This window comes from Geobacter argillaceus, assembly GCF_007830735.1.
Taxonomy (GTDB): domain Bacteria; phylum Desulfobacterota; class Desulfuromonadia; order Geobacterales; family DSM-12255; genus Geomobilibacter; species Geomobilibacter argillaceus.
This window is the reverse complement of record NZ_VLLN01000033.1, coordinates 15,852-37,765: the sequence shown is the minus strand read 5'-3', so window position 1 is coordinate 37,765 and position 21,914 is coordinate 15,852. Positions and strand designations below refer to the sequence as shown.

General features: G+C 60.9%; 23 protein-coding genes. 6 read left to right on the top strand and 17 right to left on the bottom strand.

The annotated features are described in order from the left end of the window. Positions 1–423: 423 nt before the first annotated feature. From JN12_RS18255 to JN12_RS18235, 5 genes are all read right to left on the bottom strand, one after another. A complete protein-coding gene (locus JN12_RS18255; RefSeq protein WP_145025442.1) occupies positions 424–804 on the bottom strand; it encodes an EamA family transporter in 381 nt (126 codons plus the stop codon). Beyond that, positions 797–1,660, bottom strand: coding sequence for a hopanoid biosynthesis-associated protein HpnK (gene hpnK / locus JN12_RS18250; protein WP_145025440.1), 864 nt, complete (start codon positions 1,658–1,660; stop codon positions 797–799). The genes JN12_RS18255 and hpnK overlap by 8 nt, the downstream gene beginning before the upstream one ends. Beyond that, on the bottom strand, positions 1,657–3,084 hold the full coding sequence (hpnJ, locus tag JN12_RS18245; RefSeq protein WP_145025438.1) for a hopanoid biosynthesis associated radical SAM protein HpnJ: 1,428 nt from the start codon (positions 3,082–3,084) through the stop codon (positions 1,657–1,659). The genes hpnK and hpnJ overlap by 4 nt, the downstream gene beginning before the upstream one ends. A gap of 128 nt (positions 3,085–3,212) precedes the next feature. Further along, positions 3,213–3,794 (bottom strand): sulfurtransferase-like selenium metabolism protein YedF, encoded by a 582-nt coding sequence (gene yedF, locus JN12_RS18240; protein ID WP_145025436.1) that lies wholly within the window; start codon positions 3,792–3,794, stop codon positions 3,213–3,215. 25 nt (positions 3,795–3,819) lie between these two features. Next, positions 3,820–4,071, bottom strand: a complete 252-nt coding sequence (locus JN12_RS18235; protein WP_145025434.1) for a DUF3343 domain-containing protein — start codon at positions 4,069–4,071, stop codon at positions 3,820–3,822. Between the two features lie 111 nt (positions 4,072–4,182). On the opposite strand from JN12_RS18235, the gene JN12_RS18230 reads away from it, so the two are divergent. Together JN12_RS18230 and JN12_RS18225 are read left to right on the top strand one after the other, a co-directional pair. After that, positions 4,183–4,440: a hypothetical protein gene (locus JN12_RS18230; protein WP_145025432.1), complete on the top strand. Its 258-nt coding sequence runs from the start codon at positions 4,183–4,185 to the stop codon at positions 4,438–4,440. Further along, positions 4,427–4,957 (top strand): DUF721 domain-containing protein, encoded by a 531-nt coding sequence (locus JN12_RS18225; protein WP_145025429.1) that lies wholly within the window; start codon positions 4,427–4,429, stop codon positions 4,955–4,957. The genes JN12_RS18230 and JN12_RS18225 overlap by 14 nt, the downstream gene beginning before the upstream one ends. A gap of 49 nt (positions 4,958–5,006) precedes the next feature. Here the strand turns inward: JN12_RS18225 and JN12_RS18220 are convergent, their stop codons facing one another. The 8 genes from JN12_RS18220 to JN12_RS18185 all read right to left on the bottom strand — a co-directional run bounded on the left by JN12_RS18220 (position 5,007) and on the right by JN12_RS18185 (position 10,473). Then, positions 5,007–5,792, bottom strand: a complete 786-nt coding sequence (locus JN12_RS18220) for a tRNA1(Val) (adenine(37)-N6)-methyltransferase (RefSeq protein ID WP_342795419.1) — start codon at positions 5,790–5,792, stop codon at positions 5,007–5,009. 143 nt (positions 5,793–5,935) lie between these two features. Next, complete coding sequence (locus tag JN12_RS18215) at positions 5,936–6,730, bottom strand: polysaccharide deacetylase family protein (protein WP_170242055.1); 795 nt, start codon at positions 6,728–6,730, stop codon at positions 5,936–5,938. Between the two features lie 72 nt (positions 6,731–6,802). Next, the gene (locus JN12_RS18210; protein ID WP_145025427.1) at positions 6,803–7,246 is read right to left on the bottom strand and encodes a tetratricopeptide repeat protein; all 444 of its coding nucleotides are present in this window, start codon (positions 7,244–7,246) and stop codon (positions 6,803–6,805) included. 18 nt (positions 7,247–7,264) lie between these two features. Beyond that, complete coding sequence (locus JN12_RS18205; protein ID WP_145025425.1) at positions 7,265–7,948, bottom strand: YggS family pyridoxal phosphate-dependent enzyme; 684 nt, start codon at positions 7,946–7,948, stop codon at positions 7,265–7,267. Positions 7,949–7,988: 40 nt separating this feature from the next. Then, positions 7,989–8,561, bottom strand: coding sequence for a Maf family nucleotide pyrophosphatase (locus tag JN12_RS18200; RefSeq protein WP_145025423.1), 573 nt, complete (start codon positions 8,559–8,561; stop codon positions 7,989–7,991). Further along, positions 8,551–8,832 (bottom strand): hypothetical protein, encoded by a 282-nt coding sequence (locus tag JN12_RS18195; RefSeq protein ID WP_145025421.1) that lies wholly within the window; start codon positions 8,830–8,832, stop codon positions 8,551–8,553. Before JN12_RS18195 ends, JN12_RS18200 begins: the two co-directional genes overlap by 11 nt. A 52-nt stretch (positions 8,833–8,884) precedes the next feature. Continuing rightward, complete coding sequence (gene trmFO / locus JN12_RS18190) at positions 8,885–10,189, bottom strand: methylenetetrahydrofolate--tRNA-(uracil(54)-C(5))-methyltransferase (FADH(2)-oxidizing) TrmFO (RefSeq protein WP_145025444.1); 1,305 nt, start codon at positions 10,187–10,189, stop codon at positions 8,885–8,887. Continuing rightward, positions 10,186–10,473 (bottom strand): hypothetical protein, encoded by a 288-nt coding sequence (locus JN12_RS18185; RefSeq protein WP_145025419.1) that lies wholly within the window; start codon positions 10,471–10,473, stop codon positions 10,186–10,188. Before JN12_RS18185 ends, trmFO begins: the two co-directional genes overlap by 4 nt. A 775-nt stretch (positions 10,474–11,248) precedes the next feature. Between JN12_RS18185 and JN12_RS18175 the strand changes: the two genes are divergently transcribed. Further along, positions 11,249–12,214 carry a GSU2403 family nucleotidyltransferase fold protein gene (locus tag JN12_RS18175; protein ID WP_145025417.1) on the top strand — a complete coding sequence of 322 codons (966 nt, stop codon included), beginning with the start codon at positions 11,249–11,251 and terminating at the stop codon, positions 12,212–12,214. A 38-nt stretch (positions 12,215–12,252) separates the two neighbouring features. Here the strand turns inward: JN12_RS18175 and topA are convergent, their stop codons facing one another. The 4 genes from topA to ybgF are packed head-to-tail and all read right to left on the bottom strand — an operon-like array spanning position 12,253 to position 17,562. Continuing rightward, positions 12,253–14,571, bottom strand: coding sequence for a type I DNA topoisomerase (gene topA / locus JN12_RS18170; protein ID WP_145025415.1), 2,319 nt, complete (start codon positions 14,569–14,571; stop codon positions 12,253–12,255). A gap of 38 nt (positions 14,572–14,609) precedes the next feature. Next, the gene (dprA, locus tag JN12_RS18165; protein WP_145025413.1) at positions 14,610–15,692 is read right to left on the bottom strand and encodes a DNA-processing protein DprA; all 1,083 of its coding nucleotides are present in this window, start codon (positions 15,690–15,692) and stop codon (positions 14,610–14,612) included. A 54-nt stretch (positions 15,693–15,746) separates the two neighbouring features. Continuing rightward, positions 15,747–16,772 (bottom strand): LysM peptidoglycan-binding domain-containing protein, encoded by a 1,026-nt coding sequence (locus tag JN12_RS18160; RefSeq protein ID WP_145025411.1) that lies wholly within the window; start codon positions 16,770–16,772, stop codon positions 15,747–15,749. A gap of 58 nt (positions 16,773–16,830) precedes the next feature. Continuing rightward, a complete protein-coding gene (gene ybgF, locus JN12_RS18155; protein WP_145025409.1) occupies positions 16,831–17,562 on the bottom strand; it encodes a tol-pal system protein YbgF in 732 nt (243 codons plus the stop codon). A 179-nt stretch (positions 17,563–17,741) separates the two neighbouring features. Here ybgF and JN12_RS18150 point away from each other — a divergent pair, with 179 nt between their 5' ends. The 3 genes from JN12_RS18150 to JN12_RS18140 all read left to right on the top strand — a co-directional run bounded on the left by JN12_RS18150 (position 17,742) and on the right by JN12_RS18140 (position 21,841). Beyond that, positions 17,742–18,971 (top strand): peptidase U32 family protein, encoded by a 1,230-nt coding sequence (locus JN12_RS18150; protein ID WP_145025407.1) that lies wholly within the window; start codon positions 17,742–17,744, stop codon positions 18,969–18,971. Between the two features lie 264 nt (positions 18,972–19,235). Next, positions 19,236–20,108, top strand: a complete 873-nt coding sequence (locus tag JN12_RS18145; RefSeq protein WP_170242053.1) for a diacylglycerol/lipid kinase family protein — start codon at positions 19,236–19,238, stop codon at positions 20,106–20,108. Between the two features lie 71 nt (positions 20,109–20,179). Next, entirely contained in the window at positions 20,180–21,841 is a 1,662-nt protein-coding gene (locus tag JN12_RS18140; RefSeq protein ID WP_145025403.1) for a phospholipid carrier-dependent glycosyltransferase, read from the top strand. Positions 21,842–21,914: the final 73 nt, after the last annotated feature.

Below are 21,914 nucleotides of genomic sequence, written 5' to 3'. Positions count from 1 at the left end.
CCAGTTTGTACTGAATAAGTCTGAACTGCTCTTTGCAGTTCTCTTCTTGTTTTTCGAGAACCCACTCGCTTAGCTATCTGCTATTTAGTTTTCAAAGACCAACCTGCCGTCAGCAGACTTCGCAATATACTCAGATCCGCTTTCCCTGTCAACACCTTTTTTCAGCGCCAATCTTTTTCTGCCCGGCCCCATCCCCTGGCAGGCCGTCGTTGACAAGGAATCGCGTTTATACTTCAGAACCGATCCCCTTGTCAAACTCTTTTTTCTGCGCCGTCTCTTTTTTCCTCCCGGCCCCATCCCCTTGCGGACCGTCGTTAACAAGGAATCGCGTTTTTACTCCTTTGATATCCATCCGTCAAGAAGTTTTATGATTAGTTTTCACCCACACTGCACTTTTCGCCCGAAGGCCGGACTCGTCCCGCGTTAGGCCCCGCCGCTCCGCGTAATCATCATGACCCCTACGCACACCAGGACTGTTCCGGCCCAGCGGAGCGGCGTCACGATCTCGCCCAGGAAATACTGGGAGAGAAAGGCCACCAGCACATAGTTCAGCGCCTGCATGGGCAGCGCCACGGACAGGTCTTCCCAGGAAAGCACCGCCAGCCAGAGGAAGAAGAATATCGCCAGCATGGCGGTCCCGATGATCAGCTTCGGAGTGGTGAGCGCCTGATACGCGACATTCAGTATGCCGCGCAGATTCATGGCCGAAATGTCGCCCAACTCCTTCATCCCTTTGGCCAGAAGGATATCGCCGACCGTGCCGGCAGTAACTGCAAGGAGCATGATGATAAACGTCTTAAGCATGTTTGATCTCTCCACGGTAATTGCGTAGTTCTATCCCGAGCCTGGTCAGCTTTTCCCGGACCATCGGGCTCGTCAACGCCGACAGCTCGGCCTCGTGCCGGTAATCCGGCATCCAGAATGCAAGCTCGTCGTCCGGCTGGCAGCCGGGATGAAAGTAGATCTCGGTCACTCCATCCTGCAGGACGTCCAGTGCCTTAAGCAGGTACTCTTCGGTCATCCGGCCGGAATTGAGGAGCCCCTTTACCTCTACCGTATAGGCAATCTTCCGGCGATCCAGTTCCGGCCGGCAACGCTCGGCCAGCCGTCCGAAGATGAAGGCGTCGGCCATCTTCCCCAGGCGGCGGTACGGTGCCAGCTGCAGATCGACCCCGAACCGCTCACGGCTCAGGCGGAAGGAGGAGATGCCATACCGTGGCATGAGTTCGGCAAGGATATCGAACACCGTCGGGTGCATGTGGATATTGAGGTGGCCATCGATGTGGGAAAGGGGGAGGCCGGTATCGAGAAAGCGGCGGATCTGTCCCTCGATCTCGCTCTTCAGCTGCCGGCGCAGCGGCTTCAGGAAGAACATCCGCATCCCGGCCATGACCGGATCAACGGGGAAGTTCCCGGCAGGATCGGTCAGGGACGGAAAGGTGAAATGTTCCACCACCGCCCGCCCCTGCACCAGGGTCAGGTGGAGCCCCACCTGCAGTCCCGGGTTTTCCCGGGCCAGCGTGACCGCCTCATCGAACCCTTTGCCGCCGACCATCAGGGAGGCACTGGTGAGGATACCTTCCTGCCAGGCCTTGATGATAGCGCTATTGGCCCCGGATGAGAGCCCGAAGTCATCGGCATTGACGATCAGCTGCTTCATTTACCCTGCTGCGCCTGCTTCCTTTTTTTCATGTACTCCAGGTACTGCTTCCCCTCTTTGAGGAGCTTCTTCCGCTCGCCGCTATCGGTGATCATCTTCATGACACTCCGGGCGATGTACTTGGGGCGGAAGTAGAACTTGTTGTAGAACTCCTCCACCGAATTGAAGATCTCGGTATTGGAAAGGTGGGGATAGTTGATGACACAGGACTGGTGGCCGGTCTCGTCCAGGAAGGTGTCGGAGGCGATCCACCCTTCCTGCTTGCAGAGCTCATAGAACTCGGTACCCGGATAGGGGGAGGCAAGGGAGGCCTGGATGGAGTTCAGGTCCATCCGCTTGGCAAATTCGATGGTCTCCTGGATGGTCTGCCTGGTCTCGCCGGGAAGCCCCATGATGAAGGCGCCATGGACCGAGAGGCCGAGCTTCTTGCAGTTCCTGCTGAACTCGATGGCCTGGTCCTTGGTGACCCCCTTCTTGATGTTCTTCAGGATCTGCTCGTTACCGCTCTCGAACCCCACCACCACGTGGCGGAGTCCTGCCTCGCGCATGACCTTGAGGGTCTCAAAGTCAGTGTTGGCCCGGGCATTGATGGTCCAGGATATCCCCAGGGGCTTTATCAGTTCTGCCACGGCCCGGGCATGCTTGCGGTCCGCCGTGAAGGTGTCGTCGTCAAAGGAGAGTTCGCGCATCTCCGGAATGTTGTCCACGATCCACTTGATCTCTTCATAGACATTCTGCGGGGAGCGGGTACGCATCCGCCGGCCGGAAAAGGTCTGGGGCCAGAGGCAGTAGATGCAATGGGAAGGGCACCCCCGGCTGGAATAGATGGAGACGTAGGGATTCAGGAAGTGGGGGATGACGTACTCCTTGATCGGCAGGTCGCGCTTGTAGACCGGCGCCACAAAAGGAAGCGCGTCCAGATCCTCGATGGGGGGCCGGTCCGGCGTATGGACCGTCTTGCCGCCCCGGATAAAGCTGATCCCGTCCACCCGCTCCCACTCCCGCCCCTCGCAGAGCTCCCTGGTGGAGTAGTCGAACTCGCCGCGGCAGACGATGTCGATCGCCCCCTTGCCGGCCGCAAGCGACTCCTCGGGCAGGATCGTGACGTGGGGGCCGGTCAGGACCGTAACGATTCCCGGCTTCTTCTCCTTGATGCGCCGGGCGGTCTCGATGTCGATCTGCAGGGTGGGGGTGGAAGTATACATCACCACCATGTCGAAATCTTTGGCAATGGTGAGGCAGTCCTCCAGTGTGAACTTCTGCACCGGGGCGTCCACCACCCGCGACCCTTCGATCATCCCGGCCGGGAAACAGAGCCAGGTCGGATACCAGAAGGAGGTAACTTCACGGGAGGCCTGATAGCGGGCACCGGCCCCGCCGTCAAAATCCTCAAATGTTGGCGGATTGAGAAAAAGTGGCTTCATCTATGACTCCTGCACGGACATTTTTCAGGAAGAACGGAACAACGCAGAATAGAGGGAGGAGCGGACGATGTCAAGGCAAAACGGGGAGTTGGGCACGGGCGGGAACCGTTCCCGCCCGCTTAGTAAGGTTATGGACGGATGACCGAGCCGGCCAGCACCAGTGCCTCGGCGATGGTGAACATATTAGTCACGCTCCCCGCCTTTAGCTGGTCTTTTCGTTGAAAAAAGTCGAGACAGACCCCGCAGGAAAAGACCTCCACGCCGCGGTTGCCGAGCTTTTCCAGGGCCTCCAGCAGTTCCGACCCCTCGGTGGTGAGAAACACACCGCTGTTGAGGAAAAAGATTCGGTCCGGCAGTTCGGCCAGATCAAGCAGCGTAATGATGAAGTTTTTCATCAGCAGCCGCCCCAGTTCCTCGGGCCCGTCACCCAGACGATCCGATGTCACCAGCACAACCGGTGCGGCCCGGCGGTTGACTACGGCTGGTGACGGCTGTGTCGGCTGTCCGCTGATGACCAGGGAAAAGCCGTCGTCGATCGGGCTTTCACTGACACTGTAACCGCGGCTGGCGGCAAAACGGGCCACATTCTCCCGTGGTGCGCCATCGTCCAGCAGCACGGTCAGCGGTTCGCCTCCTCCCGCTTCAAGAGCCCGCTTCACGGTCACCACCGGTAAGGGACATGACATGGTACGACAATCGATTGATTTCATTCTTGGGTTCCTCTCGGCAACATTGCTACTGCTCCAGATACTCCTCGCCCTGCTTCACGAAGACCTTTTCCGGGGTAAGACCGTTCTCTGCCAATGTCCGCTCCACCTCTTCCCGCGCCGCCACCCCGTACCTGATTGCCAGGCCGCAATCGGTATTGACCGCCCTGGGGGCAGGTATGAGCAGGATCGGGAGCCGGCACTCCTTGAGGAGTCGCTCGGCCTTCATCACCCGGTGAATTGAATTGAATATCGCCACAAAGTCGTTGTCTGCTACCATCTGCCTCTCCCGTTCCGATGCCAACTCTGCCACAGAAGATCACATTTATGCAAGGGGAAGCGGATTGACAAACCTTTCCGGGACCCGTAAGATGCCTCCAAGAGGTCGCTCATGCACGTATACCTGCTCCTCCTGGGAGTCATCCTCCTCGCCTTGATCGTCAACCTGCCGCTCGGCTATTTCCGCCAAGGTTGTGACAAATTCACCTTTGCCTGGTATTTCTACGTCCACATCTCCATCCCCCTGATCATCTACATCCGCATCAAATCAGGCTTCAGCTGGAAATTCATCCCCTTCACGATTGGCGGAGCCGTCGTTGGCCAGCTCATCGGCGGCCGGGTCCGCAGGCGGCTCAATGGCGCAGGATGATCATGGGCACGACCGGACTGCACCGGAAAGGCGGGCCACAAGCGCCAAGCGTGCAAGGATGCCCCGCCCTCAAGGGGTCTCAGACCTGCTGGCCAGCGTCTTCGGCGGCAAGCCGGCGGCCAGACTCCTCAGGGAAATCGCCATCTGGCAGGTGTGGGATGAAGTTGTCGGGCCGCAGGTCGCCCGCCGCGCCCGACCGACCGCCATCCGTGACGGCGTTCTCACCGTAACCGTTGCCAGCGGCCCATGGCTGCAGCAGCTCACCTTTCTGAAAGGGGAGATCATCACCCGGCTGAACGAGAAGACCGGTGAAGATCTGGTGCGGGAGATCTATCTGAAGGCAGGCAACCCACAGCCGGCCAAACGTCTTGCCACTGCGAAACAGGTACATTTCCGCCCCCTCACGAACGAGGAGGAACAGTTCATTGAGCGGCAGGTATCGCTGGTCGGGGACAACGAACTGCGTGACGAACTGGCAGCCCTTATGCGCAGACATCTGATGAGCAAGGACGACTAAGTGCGGTTTCCGGCCTGGTCGTCAACGCTCCCACCACCTCACCACAGCATCACACTCCCGTCAGCATCCGTGAAACCTCTGCCGAGTAATCGCCGCCATCACCCCGGGTGATCAGGGGCGGCAGCACCTGAAGTTCACCACGCCGCCCCTTGGCCAGCTCGATGAGAAACATTCTGGCATCGGCAGTCGCCGCCCCGTGGACCAGACGCAGCCGCAATGGGGCGAGTTTGAGGGTGGCGGCCGTCGCCAGAAACTCCCCGAGCCGGGCCGGCAGATGGACGAAACAGATCCTCCCGCCCGGTTTGACCAGGTACCTGGCGGCTGCCAGGAATTCGGCGAGTCCGGCAGACGATTCATGTCGCGCCAGATCCCGGCCTGCCTTCGGACTCAGCCGGCCGGTCCCCTGTTTACGGAACGGCGGGTTTGCCAGCACGCTGTCAAAGGATGAAGCGGGAAAATGCCCGGTCAGGGCCGTTACATCCTCGTGGAGAATGGTGATCCGCTCTGCCAGGCCGTTCATTGCCACGTTGCGCCGGGCCAGGTCGGCCATTGCCTGCTGATACTCAACCCCGACCAATTCGAGGTCTGCCACGCGGCGTGCCAGCATGAGCGGGATGATGCCGCACCCGGTTCCCAGATCGAGAACCCGCTCCCCGGGGCGCGGCAGGCCAAAATCACACAAGAGAAGCGGATCGAGTGAAAAGCGGTAGCCATGGATGGGCTGGGCGATGCGAAGCCCATACCCCCGTAGTTCGTCCAGGGTTTCATCGGCATGCGTATTGTTGCCGACATCGTTGATGGCATCGTACAGAGCGATCTGTTCTGCCTGAGACAACTTGCTGCGAGGAGTCGCACAGGTTCCCCGGCAAAGGCGGCAGCGATCGTCACCGCACCACTGGCAAAAGGTGCAGTCGGGGCAAGGATGTTTTTTGGATCGCTCTTCACTAGTCACCGGTCACGAGCCCCCAGTCACCGCCTCTAATACACTACGTTCCGCTTCGGTCCCTTCCCTACCAGCAGCTGGGCAAAGGCCGCGCCTTTGTCGGCGTTGATCAGGAGATAGCGGGGGAGTTTCATCACCTGTTCGCCGGCTGTGGCATTGCGGCGCTCGATGGTGAACGTTCCCACATAGCCGGCGGCAGCGGCCCGCCGGAGCAGGTCGTCGTCGTAGATGCCAAAGGGCCAGGCCAGGAGATCGACCTTCACCCCCAGCTCCTTCTCGATCCGCGCCTTGGACTTGGTGAGCTGCATCGTCACCGACTTGTCGAACTCGGCCGGCTTCATCTTCTTCCGGTCCTTCCTGAAGTTCGGATGCCAGTAGGTATGGGACTGGAAGTCGAAGAGCCCGCTCTTCTTCAGCTCCCGCAGCTGGTCCCAGGTCATGGCATACTTGGCGTTGGAGATGGCCGACGGATAGATGAAGACCGTCACCGGCACATGGTACTTTTTCGCCAGGGGTAGCATGTCGGAGTAGACCGACTTGTGGGCGTCATCCTCGACGATGACCACCGACTTGGGTGCCGGCGCCGGTCCCTTCTTCAGGTACCAGTCCACCAGGCGCCGGAGCGGGATCACCGTGTAGCCGTTGTCCCGCAAGTACTTCAAATGGCTTTCGAATACCGGCGTGGTAATGGTCATGCCGTCGGCCACCGTGGCGCCGAAGCGGTGATAGAGCAGGATCGGGACACTGACCGGTGCGGGCGGGGTGGCGGCTATGGCATTGTGAGCGGAGACAAACAGGACAAAAACGAGGATCAGACGGAGAAACTTCAACTCAAAACCTCCCTGGTTTATTGGAGGTTCTCTTATAGCAGATAACCGGGAGGGAAGGAAACGGGAAAGGCGTCAGCGCAGGCCGAGTCGGTTGAAGAGAAGCCCCAGGAACCTGTTGAGGAAATGATCCCGGTGCAGCCCCGGGAAAACCGGCTTCTTGCGGGTGCCGAGCCTTTCCAGTTCGTCGATGATGGTCCGATCCTTGGTGTAGACCAGCCCCTGGCGGAAGATGCGGACAGCATCACCCCGCCGGCCGGCCAACAGATAGATGCGCCCCAGGTTGAGACAAAAAATGGGATTGTACGGCTCCTGGGCCAACGCCTCGCTCGCCATTTCGATCGCCAGGCCGGCATCACGGCCGTTGGCTGCCAGACAGTAGGCCAGATGGGAAAGGACGATGGAGGTCCGCTCGTAGCGGGCCGCCTGCTCCAGGCAGGTCATGGCCAGGTGGGTATGATTGTGCGCCAGGGCCTCAAGCCCCTTGGCCAGCAGTTCTTCCGCTTCCGTCTGCGTCACGTCCCACCCTCCTTCCGATCATCTCTCGCCGAAGATGGCCGAGCCGACCCGGACCAGGGTCGCCCCCTCCTCGATGGCCACCTCGAAGTCGCCCGACATCCCCATGGAGAGTTCGGTCATCGTCACGCCGGGAATGACCAGCCGGTCGATCTCCTCCGCGAGCTCCCACAGCGCCCGGAAATACGGACGGCTACCTTCCGGATCGTCGAAGAACGGCGGCATGGTCATCACCCCCTTGACCCGCAGGTAAGGAAGCCTGGCAACGGCCGTCACCAGCTCCACCGCAGCCGCCGCGGTGGTGCCGCTCTTGGTGGACTCGCCGGCAACGTTCACCTGCACCAGCACATCGCAGGTGAGACCCAGCTTTGCCCACTGCCGGTCGATCTCCTCGGCCAGGGAGAAGCGGTCCACCGAGTGGATCATGGTCACCACACCGGCAATCTGCCGCACCTTGTTGCTCTGCAGATGGCCGATGAAATGCCACTCCACCGGCTCGGTCACTGACTGCGCCTTGACCGCAAGTTCCTGCACGTAGTTCTCGCCGAACAGCCGCTGCCCGGCCCGGGCCGCCTCATCCACCAGGTTCGCCGGGTTGGTCTTGGAAACCGCCACCAGGCGGACCGACGCCGGGTCCCGGCCAACCTTCAGTGCGGCAGCGCGAATCCGGTGCCGTATCTCTGTCAATTTCGATTCGATCGACATGGCGAAAACCGTTCAATTCTCCCCGCTAACGGGACTGATGTCAAACAGCACCCAGTGTGCGCAGGGCACCCACCACCTCGCAGAGCGGCAGGCCGACAACATTGGTGTACGAACCGTCGATCCGCTCCACCATATAGGCCGCACCTCCCTGGATGGCGTAGGCCCCGGCCTTGTCCAGGGGGCAGCCGGTCTCCACATAGGCAGCGATCTCGGCGTCAGCCAGCGGCTTGAAGAAGACCCGGGTGGTCACGGCCCGGCTCACCGCCGTTCCCTGCCCCCGATCGAGGACTGCGAAGCCGGTAATCACCTCGTGGGCGACGCCGGAGAGTTTTCTGAGCATCCGGACGGCATCGCCGTCGTCACGCGGCTTGCCCATGATCTCACCGTCGCAGACCACCACCGTGTCGGCGCCGATGAAGAAGCGGCCGGTCTCACGCCCGGCGACATCCCGGGCCTTTTCCCCGGCCAGGCGGAGCACATGGGCGGCGGGAAGCTCATTGGGAAACGGAGTCTCGTCGATATGTCCCGGCACCACCACGAAACGGATGCCGGCCGACTCCAGCAGTTCGGCCCGACGGGGCGACGCAGAAGCAAGGACGATCTCAGTTGCCATGTTTTTTCTCTTCCTTTTGCCGTTTTTGCCTCTCTTCCATCCGCCGCTGGAACTCCTCCTGCTCGGCCCAGTGCTTCTTCCAGTCCTTCTTGCGGACAAAATGCAGGGCAACCGCACCGACGATGATCAGCCCCCCCCAGAAGAGCTGGATCGCCTCACCGGTATAGAGTCCTGAGCCCAGCGAAAAGAGCCCCATGAAGAAGATCAACGCCTCCAGGCAGAAGAGACGGCCGATCACCGATATTTCCTGTCGTTCCTTGTCTTTGTCCATAAATCGCCTCGTAGGGGCGGGGTCTCCCCGCCCGGGCGCGGCAACCGCGCCCCTACAGATTCCCCAACCAGTCGTCCAACGCCATCATTGCCCGCTCGGCCAGCCTGGCCCGCCTCTCCTTCTTTTTCACCCGGCCGGGGAGGTCGGGGAAGAGGCCGTAGTTCACGTTCATCGGCTGGAAATGCCGGGCGTCCGTATTGGTGATGTGATGCACCAGTGCGCCCAGTGCCGTCTCCGGCGGCGGCAGGGTCAAGGCTTCACCCCGGACCAGCCGTGCCGCATTGATCCCGGCCAGGAAACCGCTAGCGGCCGACTCCACATACCCCTCAACCCCGGTGATCTGGCCGGCGAAGAAGATGCGCGGCTCCCCCTTCAGCAGGAAGGTCGGCTCCAGCAGCCGGGGAGCGTTGATGAAGGTGTTCCGGTGCATGGAGCCGAGGCGGGCGAACTCTGCCCGGCCAAGGCCGGGGATCAGCGGGAAGATCCGCCGCTGCTCGGGCCAGGTGAGCTTGGTCTGGAACCCCACCAGGTTGAAGAGGGTCCGCTCGCGGTTTTCGGCCCGGAGCTGGACAACGGCATGGTGCTCGCGGCCGGTGCGGGGATCGACCAGCCCCACCGGCTTCATCGGGCCGAAGCGGAGCGTGTCGTGGCCGCGGGATGCCAGCTCCTCGATCGGCATGCATCCCTCGAAGTGGACCACCTTCTCGAACTCCCGGGCCGGCACCTTGTCGGCTGCCAGGAGCTCGGCCACGAAGCGGTCGTACTGCTCCTGGTCGAGCGGGCAGTTCAGATAGTCGTCCCCATCCCCCTTGCCATAGCGGGAGGCGGCAAATATCTTGTCCATCTCCAGGGAATCGGCCGTGACAATGGGGGCGATGGCGTCGTAAAAATAGAGGTACTCGCCGGTGAGCCGCTGCAGTGCTACTGCCAGAGGGTCGCTGGTGAGCGGGCCGGATGCGACGACCACGGTTCCATCGAGAGGGAGCGCGGCCACCTCTCCCCGCACGACCGTGATGAGCGGGTGACTGTCGATCTTCTCCGTGATGGCGGCGGAGAAGAGCTCCCGGTCAACGGCCAGCGCCCCGCCGGCCGGGACCCTGGTGGCATCGGCCGCAGCCATGAAGAGCGAGCCGGCCCGGCGGAGCTCCTGCTTCAGGAGACCGACCGCGTTCTCCAGGGACTCGCCCCGCAGGGAGTTGGAGCAGACCAGCTCGGCCAGTCCGGGAAGGGAATGGGCCGGCGAAAACTTCGCCGGCTTCATCTCGTGCAGAGTGACGCTAACACCGCGCCGGGCGGCCTGCCAGGCGGCCTCGCAGCCGGCCAGGCCACCGCCGATAACTGTAATGGCATCTGTCATGTGAGTAATGTTTGCCATGCCTTGCGGAGATCCGGTCCAGGATTTTCGGGAACGGTTGATTCCGGCAAAGCCGAATAAGGAGGGTTCACGAGGGTTGATAGCACAATTGCCGTTAAAAAACAAATAAAACGGTACCATTGCCCTACCCCAAAACGCGCCGGTCGTGGATGGAAGCGGATATCCCGACGTTCGATGCCACAAAAGGCAGCAATAGTTCTCTGTTCAAAAGGATGTTCTGAATATGGCGGCATGAAAATAAATAAAAATAACTCATTTTTTCTCACCGACAGAGACGCCACAGTTCAACAAGATCATATAATATTGTTATTGTATTGTTATTGATTTCTTACAATAAATATCAGGCAGTTATGTCCGCACGTACACCCGCCCCACTCATTAGCGTCCACTTGCAAAAAGCCAGTTCACTGCCCAAAACAAAACACACCGTAACACGCTGTATTACATACACTTTTGTCAATTTTGTACTTGAAACGGCCATTTTGAAGCGTATAGTTTGGTCAAGATCAAACAGTACGGAGGAAATGCCATGAACGCGTCACAATGCAGCAGCAGGATTGTAAACGGAAAGAGTACCGGCAAGCGACCATCACCAGATTCTTACCGGGACGACCGGAAGCAGGCTAAATGCTCCACGGAAACATCGGGGGCTACCCATCCTGCGACTCCCGCAAACGATGAGCCCGAAAGGCTGGACATGCCTACGTGGATGTCTATTGGTGCTTGGCGGGGTTATCTGGAGATCAATCACTATTGAGCAGAAGAAGGTCGAGTTGGCAGGAAGTTTGTGGCCACTACCTGAAACTGGGCACTATGAGGGGGCGAAAGGATTCAACGGGAATTTTGCCCCCTCACGATTTTCTACTTGTCCACGGTCCTGATCTGATCGAGGACCACCTGCCCCTTCTTTCCCTTGAACGGGCACGGGTCCCGCGTGGGGAACTCATCACAAAGGAACCTGCTGGAAATCTTCCAACACGTGTCAATGCGGTCAGGATTATCTAGTTGAATTTAAATTATTTTCCGTATAAAAGTTAAAACATGGCGAAAATACGGAAAAGATACCATTGGATTGATATAGGTGAAGATGCCAGGCGCCAATATATCGACGCTCAGGCAACGTTCACGGCCTGGGAAGATGCCCGAAAAACTGCTTCCGAAGTACGTGGAGGTATGTATTGGAAGCGACATGGTGAAGCGGAATACCTGATCCGGACTTCGCCCAGCAACGCCCAAAAAAGTATTGGTCTTCGCTCAGAGAAGACAGAACAAATCTACCAAGATTTCACCGCGAGGAAAACAGAGGCTGAGCAAAGGTTCTCAGACCTCACCAGCGCGCTTGAGCGACAACAGCGGATGAACCGAGCGCTTTTTGTCGGCCGGGCGCCTCGTATACTCATCGACATACTAAACAAGCTCGCCAAAGAGCGGCTTTCGGACTATTTCACGGTCATCGGCACTCATGCCCTATACGCCTATGAAGCTGCGGCAGGCGTTGGTTTTGGAGAAGCGGCAGCATTGGCAACCCAGGACATTGACCTTCTTCTGGATACCCGGAAGCGCCTGAGTTTTATCGCACAGATGACCAGTGTGGGTACATCGATGTTGAAGCTGATCCAGAAGGTGGATTCCACCTTTAAAATCCGTAACGACCAGAAATACACTGCCGTCAACAGCAGGGGCTTTGAAGTCGATATCATTCGAAGGGAACCGAAAGACGGCGATCCCCACCCTCTGCGACTGACAGATGAGGATGATGAGTTCTATGCAGTACCTGCACGGAATGCTGACCTGTTGCTCGATGGGCCACGCTTTTCTGCGATGATCGTATCCACGACCGGCCACATGGCAAGGATGAACACTATTTCTCCATTGGCCTTCGTCAGGTTCAAAAGATGGATGGCTGAACAGCTTGACCGGGACCCGATGAAGCGTCAAAGAGACATCCTTCAAGCGAATCTGGTCGAAGAACTGGTAGCCGAATACCTCCCTCACCTTCAACAATAAAAAAGGCGGGGATCGCTCCCCGCCTCGCACACATCTTCCTATTTTTCTTTCCCCCCCAGTTTGTAGTCGCACCCCTCTTTGGGACACTTGAGGAACTCCCCCTCCCGCTTGTAGACCTTCTTCACCAGGAGCGGGAAGCCGCACGTGGGACAGGGTCCGGGTTGGGGCGGGTCCCAGAGGGCGAACTTGCACTCGGGATAGCGGTTGCAGGAGTAGAACATCTTGCCGTAACGGGACTTCTTCTCGGTCAACTCACCCTGCTTGCACTCCGGACAGGTGATGCCGGTCCCCTTGGGCTTCACCAGGGGCTGGATGTTCTTGCAGCCCGGATAGGCGGAACAGGCCAGGTACTTGCCGTAGCGGCCGTCCTTGATCAGCATCGGGCTGCCGCACTTGTCGCACTTTTCCTCGGAAAGCTCCGGCTCGGCAACCTCCGGGGCGCCATCCTTTTCCAGCGGCCGGGTGTAACGGCACCCGTCCCGATAACCGGTGCAGGCGATGAACTTGCCCCGCTTGCCGAGCTTTACCGCCAGCGGCTTGCCGCATTCCGGGCACGCCTCGTCCAGCGCCTCGGTGGTCAGGTCCTCCTTGGAGACCTCCCCCTCCTTCTGCTTCAGGAGCGAAGAAAACGGTCCCCAGAACTCGGCCATCAACGGTTTCCACTTCTTTTCCCCCCGGGAGACCTGGTCCAGTTCCTCCTCCAGGGAGGCGGTGAAGTTGTAGTCCACGTACTGGGTGAAGTGCTTGGTGAGCAAGTCGCTCACCACCATCCCCACATCTTCCGGGAAGAACCGCTTCTTGTCCAGCCGGGCGTATTTGCGCTCCAGCAAAGTGTTCATGATGGAGGCATAGGTGGAGGGGCGGCCGATGCCGTACTCTTCCAGGGTCTTGACCAGGGTCGCCTCGGTGTAGCGGGGAGGGGGCTGGGTGAAGTGCTGTTCCGGCAGGAGCTCGCCCAGCTTGAGCGGTTCCCCTTCGGTCAGCGGCGGGAGGGTCCCTTCCCTTTCCTCACTCTCGTCGTCAATCCCCTCGATATAGAGTTTCATGAAGCCGGGGAAGCGGATCACCGTCCCGGCTGCCCGGAACCGGAACCCCTTGTCGGTGCCTTTCTCCACAGCAAGCTGGCTTGCCACCATCTGGTAGGCACCGATGTCCACCGAGGTCTGGTCCAGGAGCGCCTCGGCCATCTGGCAGGCAACGGTCCGCTTCCAGATCAGGTCGTACAGCCGGAACTGGTCCGGTGGCAGGTATTTCTTCAGCTCGGCAGGTGTCTTGCTGATATAGGTCGGCCGGATCGCCTCGTGGGCCTCCTGGGCGTTCTTCGCCTTGTTCTTGAAGAAGCGGGGCTTCGCCAGGACGTACTCCTTGCCGTAGAGGCTCTGGATCACCTCCTTGGCCTCGGTCAGCGCCTGGTTGGAGAGGACCACGCTGTCGGTACGCATGTAGGTGATGAGACCGACGGTCCCTTCGTCGATGGCCACCCCTTCGTACAGCCTCTGGGCGGTCGACATGGTCTTCTTGGCCGAGAAGCCGAGCTTGCGCGCCGCCTCCTGCTGGAGGGTGGAGGTAGTGAACGGCGGGGAGGGCGTCCGCTTCCGCTCGCTCCTGGTGACCTTGTCCACCCGGTAGGTGGCGCCGGAAAGCGCCGAAAGCAACCGGTCGGCCGCTTCCTTGTCGGGGATGTCGAACTTGTCCAGCTTCTTGGCGGCGGCCTCAACAAGGTTTGCGGAGAACTGCTGACCGCCGCCGTTCTTCAGCTTGGCCGCGATGCTCCAGTACTCCTGCTCCCGGAACGCCTGGATCTCCAGCTCCCGCTCGCAGATGAGGCGCAGGGCCACCGACTGGACCCGGCCGGCGGAGAGGCCGTAGCGAATCTTCTTCCAGAGGAAGGGGGAGAGGTTGAAACCGACCAGGTAGTCGAGGATGGAACGGGCCTGCTGGGCGTCCACCAGTTCCAGGGAGATGGAACGGGGGTTCTGGACGGCGTGGACGATGGCGTCCTTGGTGATTTCGTGGAACACCACCCGCTGCACCTCAACCGTCGACTTCTTCCCGTCGAGCCCGAGTGCCGCCAGAAGATGCCAGGAGATTGCTTCTCCTTCCCGGTCGGGGTCAGTTGCCAGGAGGAGCGTACCGGCGTCTTTCAGCTCCCGCTTGATGGCATCGATATGCTTTTTGCTCTCCGGCAGGACCGCATACTTGGGGGTGAAGTCCTTTTCGATGTCCACCGAACCCTGCTTGCTGGGGAGCGCACGCACGTGGCCGAAGGAGGCGAGGACCTTGTAGCCCGGACCGAGGAACTTCTCGATGGTTTTGGCCTTGGCCGGCGATTCGACGATGACGAGTTTGTTTGACATAAAGCTCTTTTGTTCTCGGTTGAGTGGTTACGTGGGTTTCACGACAAAGCAAACGTTTTTCCGGGGAGTTGCATCACAACTCCCTGCAATTCCAGGCGCAGTAACATAGCGGAAAGGACACTTACTGTCAATCCGCTTCGCCCGTGAATCTCGTCGATCTGGAGCGGCCCGTCGGCAAGAAGGTTGTACAGCAGGGCCTCATCGGGAGTCAGCTCCGGCCCGGCAGCGACTGGCAGGGTATGGGGCCGGCCCGGCGCCAGCTCTTCCACGATATCCTCCACCGACTCCACCAGCCGGGCCCCCTGCTTGATCAGCAGGTTGGTGCCCCGGCTCCCCGCCGAGGTGATGTTGCCGGGAACGGCAAAGACGTCCCGCCCCTGCTCCAGGGCGTACTGGGCGGTGATCAGCGAGCCGCTCTTCTCGGTTGCCTCGACCACCAGCACCCCGCGACAGATGCCACTGATGATCCGGTTGCGGCGGGGAAAATGTTCCGGGGCCGGCCTGGTTCCCAGGGCAAATTCAGACACCAGCCCCCCCTTTTCCACCAGTTCGTTGTAGAGGCTGCGGTTCTCCGGGGGATACACCACGTCGACCCCGCAGCCGAGGATTGCCACGGTATGGCCCCCGCCCTGGAGGACCCCTTCGTGGGCCGCAGTATCGATCCCCCTCGCCATTCCCGAGACCACGGCAAGCCCCTGTCCTGCCAGGGCGGCGGCGAGTTTGCGGGTAGTGGTCACGCCGTAGGTGGACGCGCGCCGCGAACCGACAATGGCCAGGGCCATCCCCAGCCCGTCGAGACTCCCCTTAACATAGAGAAACGGTGGCGGATCGTGGATCTCCCGCAGGAGCGGCGGATATTCCCCCATCTGGCAGGTGACGATCCGGACCCCACTGCGCTCGATCGCCAGGCATTCCCGCTCGGCAATCGGCCGCGGGTCGAAGGAAAGGATGGAAGCAATGGCGGCCGCATGCAGCCCCGGCACCTGCCGCAGTTCGTCGGCCGAGGCCTGCAGCACCCCAAACGGCGTGCCGAAATGGCGCACGAGACGATGAAAGGTGATGGTGCCGATCAGGGGGATAACCCTCAGGGCAATCCAGTGATAGCAGTCGTGAACGGTCATGGGATAAAAAAAGGACCGGCCTGCGCCGGTCCGGGTTCAGCTGCGGAGCGCAGCTTATTTGTTCCTGGTCAATTCCACCCGGTCCCCCAGGTAGATGGTATCGATACTCTTGACGATCAGGGCCGTTGCCGTCCGCTCGCCCGTCTCCACCACCACCAGCGCTCCAACCACGTCGGCCGGGAGCTTGTCGATGGGGCCGGTCACAAACTTCGGGTCGGGCTGGATGTCGCGGGTCACGTAGAGCATGTTGCCTTCCGCCAGGCCATGCCGTTTTCCCAGGTCGAGATAGACCACGTCACCGGCCGACAGCGCCTTGTTGCCGGTCCTGCTCTCCACGATGTAGCCGGTCAGATCGCGGGTCGCGGCCTTGAGAGCCACCTCCCGCCGCTTGTCCTTGTAGGGCATGATGAACGACCCGGCACTGATTTCCTGAAACGAGCGCGTGATGATCGCCTTGGAGACATCCGGCTCCACCTGGGTCAGCTGCAGGAACCCGAGTGGAATGACCCGCACGCCGAGGATCTGGTTGGTGACGGGATGGCTCACCGGCGCCAGCTTGCGATAGATGGCGTACCGGTTGCCAATCTTGGCGCCGTGCCCCTTGCCAATATCGATGTAGACGATATCGTCCTCACCGACGATCTCCCGGTTCTGGAAGGTCGAGATGATGTGACCGGCCGGCTTGAAGCCGTCCTCCTGGAGGAACCCCTCACCACCGGTAACGGTGAAAAGCCGCTCAACCGACGCTTCCCGGTTGAGGTCCTGCTCTTTTGCCGGTTGCGTGCCGGGCTTGGCCGCGAGTGACTCTCTCTCGTCGACAATCTCTACCCGGTCGGCAAAGATCCTGAGCTTTTGGCCCAGGAAGATCAGGTGGGGGTTGGTGATCCCCTCCTTGTTCCGTGCCCAGAGGTTCGGCCATGTGTACGGGTCCTTCATGAACTGTTCGGACAGCCCCCACAGGGTATCCCCCTGCTTGATGACGTAAATGGTCGGCTCTTCCTGGGCAAAGGATGCGCCGCAGAGAGTGCCCACCCCCAGCAGCAGTGCCGTCGTCAATGTGACCAGCTTCGTTCTCACCATGCCCCCTCCCCGCGTGCTGCGCATTTCCGTCATTTGTCGGCGAAAGCCACTTGTTTCTTTAATTCTTCCCCAGGAGAAGTTCGCGCGCCCTGGTGGCCGCGTCACTGGCCGGAAACTTTTCCACGACCTCCCGGAAGGCAGCATGGGCCTTGGCCGGCTCCTTTGCCGCGTCGTGGACCAGGCCGATCCTGAGCAGGGCGTCCGGCGCTTTCTGCCCTTTCGGGAAGCGCTCAACCACGGTCCGGAACGCCTCGATCGCCCGGGGATAACGGTGCAGGGCGACGTAGCACTCTCCGAGCCAGAAGTGGGCATTGGCCACATACTCGCTCTGCGGATGGACCGCGATGAACGAAACAAAGGCCGCGGCCGCAGCCTCGTAATTGTTGGCGCTGAAGAGCCCGAAGGCCTTCATGTAGCCATCCTGGGCCGTACGGTCATGCTCGTCCGCTCCCGCTTCCCGGTTCACGACCTCGATCCTGGCGGCATCAACCGGCACCAGTGCGGCGGTCTGCGCCGTCTTGGCGGCCAGTTCGGCCTGCTGCCGCCTGAGCTCGTCATAGCCACCGCGCAGGGAAGAGACCTCCTTGTCCAGCGCCGCCAACCGCTCGCCGCTCCCCTTTTGCTCATCGGTCAGCCGCTGCACCTGGGAAACCAGCGCCGTCGTCGCCTGGGCAAGCTGCTCCAGACGAGAATCCATGGCGGTCTGCTTCTGCACCATAATGTCGCTGGAGGCGCACCCGCCGAGGGACAGCAGCCCCACAGCCACAACAAGAGACTTTGTTCCGAACATCGAACCTCCGAACCAGTTGGATTACTGGCACAATTAAAGCTGCTTCACGCCGATTGTCAAGAGGAAAGCCGCTCCGTAAGGCTTTTCAAGGGTGGAAGAATGTGCTAGGATTCACCGCACTTTCCCGGCAACTGCCCGCCCGCCGTGCACACATTTCATTTTGGAAGACGAATCGATCCATGACCATACCTGAACTCCTCGCCCCGGCGGGAAATCCGGAGAAGCTGCGCATTGCCGTCAGGTACGGTGCCGATGCAATCTACCTGGGAGGCAAGGCCTTCGGCCTGCGCAACCAGGCCGACAACTTCACACCGGCGGAGATGGCCGAAGGGGTTGACCACGCCCACCGGCACGGGGTGAAGGTCTACCTGACAATCAACAGCTACCTGCGCAACAACGACTTCGCCCCCCTGGCCGAGTACCTGGCAGAGGTGGCCGCCATCCCCTTTGATGCCTACATCGCCGCCGACCCCGGCGTCATCGACCTGATCCGCGAGGTCAGCCCGGAGCGGGAGATTCACCTCTCCACCCAGGCGAACAGCGTCAACTGGCGCAGCGCCCGCTTCTGGCAGCGACAGGGGGTCACCCGGGTCAACCTGGCACGGGAGCTCTCCCTGGAGGAGATCCGGGAGACCGCAACCCATGCAGGTCTGGAAGTCGAGGTCTTCGTTCACGGTGCCATGTGCATCTCCTACTCGGGCCGCTGCCTGCTCTCCAGCATCATGGCCGGCCGGGACGCCAATCGCGGCGAGTGCGCCCACCCCTGCCGCTGGCGCTACGCCCTGGTGGAGGAAACCCGACCGGGGGAATACTTCCCGATCGAGGAGGACACGGCAGGCAGTTTCATCTTCAACTCCCGGGACCTCTGCCTCGTCGAATACCTGCCTGAGCTGGCCGCGGCCGGCGTCTCGTCACTGAAGATCGAGGGGCGGATGAAAGGTATCCATTATGTGGCATCGGTGATCCGGGTCTACCGGGAGGCCCTGGACCGGCTGCGGGACGAGGGAGGCGCCTACCGGTTCCGGCCCGAGTGGCTGGAGGAGCTCTGCAAGATCAGCCACCGGGGGTACACGACCGGCTTCCTGCTGGACCAGCCGAGAGACGTGGCCCAGGAGTATCATTCCCGCTACATAAGGAGCCACGACGTGGTCGGCGTGGTGGAGGAGATCGAAGCCGACGGCAGTGCCCTGGTCGGGGTCCGCAACCGGCTGGCCGTCGGCGAGACCCTGGAACTGATCGGCCCGCAGATGAAGGCGGCCCGGTTTCCGCTGGGTGGCCTGGAGGGGGCGGACGGCACGCCGCTTCAGGCCGCCAACCCCAACCAACTGGTCAGGATGCGGCTGCCGGCGACGGCAGCTCCGCTCGACCTATTGCGCCGCGGGGAACAGTGCCTGCAGGTTATCGATTAGCGCTAACCTGCAGATGGCAGAACCAATCGGGATCAGCAGTGCCCGGTTAGATTCTTGCCTACGTCCCATAGGGACTGAATGACTGTAGCCGGGGAATTTATTCCCCGGTCATCTTGGCAAAATGCCACTCCCGTCACGTACGTGACGAGAGTAGATATATCGGTAACACATCCGGGGGATGAATCCCCCGGCTACATGCGAGCGCCCCTAACGGGGCTTCAAAGCTATGCAGCAATTTCCGAACAACGCTGAACCGGAATGAAGATGAAGAGACAATGCGTCATTATCGCCAACCGCGGCGCCGGGAGTTTTTCGGATCAGCGCCTGCACCGGCTGAGCGAACAGCTCTGCGCAGGAGGCATGGCCGTTGAACAGTCGTACGGCGCCGACTTTGCGGAACTGACCGACCTGGCCAGGACGGTGAGCCGCCCTCCGGATGCCCCCCTGGTCATCGCCGCCGGCGGCGACGGCACGATCAATGCCGTGCTGAACGGCCTGGCCGGCAACAACGCCACCTGCGCCATCCTGCCGCTCGGGACGGCAAATGTGCTGGCCCTGGAACTGGGGCTCTACCGGCCGGAGCAGGCCGTGGCGCGGATCATTGCCGGGGAGGCCAGTCCCTTCACCGCCGGACTGCTCCGTGCCGGGGAGCGCTCCAGCCGCTTTTTCCTGATGACCGGGGTCGGCCTTGACGGCCATGTGGTGCGCGGCGTCTCCCCACGGCAGAAACGTCTCTTCGGCAAGGGGGCCTATGCCCTCGCCGCCTGGCGTCAGGTTCGCGCCTGGGAGACGAATGAGCTGACCGTCACCACCCGCGGGGGAAGCTTCACCTGCCACTCGCTCTTCGCCTGCAACACGGCCCGCTATGGCGGTACGTTCCCGCTGGCCCCGGCGGCAAGCATTTTTTTGCCGACCCTGGAACTGGTGGCAGTACGCTACAGCTCCAGGCTAGCCTACCTGGGGTTTGCCGTTGGTCTGGCCCGCGGCCGGGCTCCGGCCGGCGACGGCATTGTCCGGCTCAGTACCGACTGGTTGCGCCTGGAGGGGGTAAAGCCGATTCAGGCCGACGGCGACGACTGGGGCGACTCGCCCGTGGAGATCACGACGGAAACGAATTATGCCCGGATCATTGTCTGACCGGATAGGGGGGCGTATCGCGCCGTGATGGCGTGCCCCGACCAACGAATACACTACTCGACTGGATGACCATGAACGCACTTATTTCCTTTCTCACCGACCGTACCGCCTCTGCCCGACGCGACCTGACCGCCTTGACCATTGTCTTTGGCTTTGCCTTTTTCCAGCTCCTCGGCCGCTGCCCCCTGATCGAACCGGACGAGGGGCGTTACAGCGAGATTCCGCGGGAGATGCTGGAACGGGGCGACTTTGTCACCCCCCTGCTGAACTACGTCAAGTACTTCGAGAAACCGCCACTCCACTACTGGTTGAACGCCCTCTCCTTCTCACTCTTCGGCCAAAACGAATTTGCGGCCCGCTTCGCCGGCACCCTCTGCGGACTTTTGACCGTCCTCTTTACCTACTGGCTGGGGCGCCAGCTTTTTGAACGCCGGGTTGGGCTTCTGGCTGCCCTGATCATCGGCAGTTCCGGCGGCTTCCTGGTTCAGTCACGGATCAATATCACCGACATGACCCTCACCTTCTGCCTGACCCTCTGCCTGGGGAGCTTTCTGCTCGGTATCCGGGACGAGGGGCCGGGAAAAAGGCTCTACTACTACCTGGGATACGCCGCTGCGGCCTTGGCCGTGCTGGCCAAGGGGCTGATCGGCATCGTTTTTCCCGGCGGCATCATCTTCCTGTTCCTGCTGTTTCGCAAGCGCTGGCGACTCCTGGCCGAGATGCGCCTGTGCAGCGGCACCATCCTGTTCCTGGTGATCGCCGCTCCCTGGTTCATCCTGGTCTCGCTCCACAATCCGGAGTTTCCGCGGTTTTTCTTCATCCACGAGCATTTCGAGCGGTTTCTGACCAAGGTGCATCACCGTTACCAGCCTGTCTGGTTTTTTCTGCCCGTGCTCTTGGGCACCATGCTCCCCTGGTCCTTTTTCATCCCCGAGGCGTTGCGCCGGGCCTGGCGCGACCGACGCAGCAACCAGGGCGATCCCCTGACCTACCTGGCGATCTGGGCACTGCTGATCTTCGCCTTCTTTTCCAAATCCAACTCCAAACTGGTGCCCTACATCCTCCCCATCTTCCCTCCCCTGGCCCTGCTGATCGCCTGGCGCTGGCAAAAGGCCGTTGAAGAGGGACTCGGTTCGCTCAAGGGGTACGCGGTCACCCTGGGGATCATCCTCCTGATCCTCGGCATCGGCTTTCCCATCTACCCGCTGGTGGCAGCCAAGGACGACCTGGGGCTGACCGGCGGCATCATCAGCGGCAGCATTTTTCTCGTGGAAACGGCCGGCGTCTGCATGGCACTGCGGCAACGGAACCCGCTCCGCCTCTTTCTGGTGCTGACGGTCTGCTCCGGCCTGTTCGCGGTCGTTGCCCCCCACTTCGTGTACAGCCGGATCGCCGCACGACGGACCATCAAGCCGCTTGCCCTGAAGGTGAAGGAACTGGCCCGGCCCGACGACATAGTAGCCTCCTTCGGCTACGACCAGGGGCTCCCCTTCTATGCCAAACGCCGGACCATCGTGGTCGGCGGCATGGGAGAACTGGAATTCGGCAGCCAGCAGGGTGATCAATCGGCCTGGTTCATCGACAATGCTGCGTTCTCCCGCCTGTGGGACGGGGAACGACGGGTATTTGCCCTGATGAATCGTGCGGAAAAGGAGGCTCTCGCCAGTGCCGTCAAGGCCTCTGTCCGCGTAATCGATGAAAGTCCGCGGCGCATCCTGGTCACCAACCGGTAGCTGGCGCCCTGAATGGCTCCGCCTCCGCGGCCGTTTTTCAGCCCGGCCGTGCAGCCTGATTGTGTAAACATAT